The organism is Amycolatopsis dendrobii (genome assembly GCF_014145675.1).
GTDB classification, from domain to species: Bacteria; Actinomycetota; Actinomycetes; order Mycobacteriales; family Pseudonocardiaceae; genus Amycolatopsis; species Amycolatopsis dendrobii.
In genome coordinates this window covers 1-452 of record NZ_JACGZW010000053.1, presented here as the reverse complement: position 1 = coordinate 452, position 452 = coordinate 1, and the positions used below count along the sequence as shown (strand labels likewise).

At 67.3% G+C, this 452-nt stretch carries 1 protein-coding gene; it reads left to right on the top strand.

Features of this window, described 5'->3' with window-relative positions; translation table 11 throughout:
• A partial coding sequence (locus H4281_RS45070; protein WP_182896965.1) for an acyltransferase domain-containing protein occupies positions 1 to 452 on the top strand: 452 nt, incomplete at both ends.

Below are 452 nucleotides of genomic sequence, written 5' to 3'. Positions count from 1 at the left end.
GTGTTCCCGGGTCAGGGTTCGCAGTGGGCGGGGATGGCTCTGGGGTTGCTGGAGTCGAGTCCGGTGTTCGCGGCGCGTCTCGCGGAGTGTGCGGCGGCGTTGGAGTCTTTTGTGGACTGGTCGTTGCTGGACGTGTTGCGGGACGAGTCTGCGTTGGGGCAGCTCGACGTGGTGCAGCCGGTGTTGTGGGCTGTGATGGTGTCGCTGGCTGAGGTGTGGCGGGCGAATGGTGTGCGTCCGGCTGCGGTCGTTGGCCACAGTCAGGGCGAGATCGCGGCTGCGGTCGTGGCTGGTGGGTTGTCGTTGCAGGACGGTGCCCGGGTGGTGGCGTTGCGGAGCAAGGCGTTGACGGTTTTGTCCGGCAAGGGCGGGATGGTTTCGGTTGCCGAGCCGGTGGAGAAGGTGCGGGAGCGGCTCGGTCTGCGAGTTTCTGTCGCGGCGGTGAACGGTCC